Origin of the sequence: Curtobacterium sp. B18 (genome assembly GCF_000333375.1) — a bacterium.
GTDB lineage: Bacteria > Actinomycetota > Actinomycetes > Actinomycetales > Microbacteriaceae > Curtobacterium.
The window spans coordinates 1-1,197 of record NZ_BACZ01000403.1; the positions used below are offsets into that span (position 1 = coordinate 1).

Here is a 1,197-nt window from a genome sequence, read left to right on the forward strand (position 1 = left end):
CCGCACGCGACACGCCGGCATTCCGTACAGGGGTGCCCCAACGTGACCCCCCACGCGATGGCGCGCTCCACGAGACTGGTCGTGGACCGGACCCGGCCCGCACCGCACCACCCACGAGGAGACCATGCGCACCGTCAACGCGTACGCCGCACCGTCGGCCACCGAGCCGCTCGTCAAGACCACCATCACCCGTCGCGACGTCGGCCCGAACGACGTCGAGATCGACATCGCCTACGCCGGCATCTGCCACTCGGACATCCACACCGTCCGTGGCGAGTGGGGCCAGATCCAGTACCCGCAGGTCGTCGGCCACGAGATCGTCGGCCACGTGTCGGCCGTCGGTGAGAACGTCACGAAGCACCAGGTCGGCGACCGCGTCGGCGTCGGCTGCATGGTGAACTCCTGCGGCGAGTGCGAGAACTGCGTCAAGGGCGAGGAGCAGTACTGCCTCAAGGGCAACATCGGCACCTACGCCTCGGTCGACCCCGCCGACGGCTCGATCACGCAGGGCGGCTACTCGCAGGCCGTCGTCGTGAACGAGGACTTCGTGCTCCGCGTCCCCGAGTCGCTCGACATCGAGAAGGTCGCGCCGCTGCTCTGTGCCGGCATCACGCTGTACTCGCCGCTGCACCACTGGAAGGCCGGCCCCGGCAAGAAGGTCGCGATCGTCGGCCTCGGCGGGCTCGGCCACATGGGCGTGAAGATCGCCGCCGCACTCGGCGCCGAGGTCACCGTCCTGTCGCAGACCACCTCCAAGCAGGAGGACTCGCTCCGCTTCGGCGCCGTGGCCCACCACGCGACGAAGGACCCGGAGACCTTCGAGCAGCTCGCGAACTCGTTCGACCTCATCATCAACACGGTGTCGGCGAAGATCCCGATGGGCGCCTACCTCGGCCTCCTCAAGGTCGACGGCACGATGGTCAACGTCGGTGCCCCGGCCGAGCCGCTCGAGGTCCCCGCGTTCGCCCTGATCGGCTCGCGTCGCAGCTGGGCCGGTTCGGCCATCGGCGGCATCCGCGAGACCCAGGAGATGCTCGACTTCTGCGCCGAGCACGGCATCCTGCCGGAGACCGAGCTCATCAGCGCCGACCAGGTCAACGAGGCCTACGAGCGGGTCCTGTCCTCGGACGTCCGCTACCGCTTCGTGATCGACGCGGCCACCCTCGCCTGACGCGCGTCACGATCTGACGGGAGGCG

The 1,197-nt window shown here is 69.3% G+C and carries 1 protein-coding gene; it reads left to right on the forward strand.

Going from position 1 to position 1,197, the window contains the following annotated elements:
* Positions 1 to 124: 124 nt before the first annotated feature.
* Complete coding sequence (locus I5E_RS11210) at positions 125 to 1,171, forward strand: NAD(P)-dependent alcohol dehydrogenase (protein WP_022907070.1); 1,047 nt, start codon at positions 125 to 127, stop codon at positions 1,169 to 1,171.
* The last annotated feature ends 26 nt before the right edge of the window (positions 1,172 to 1,197 follow it).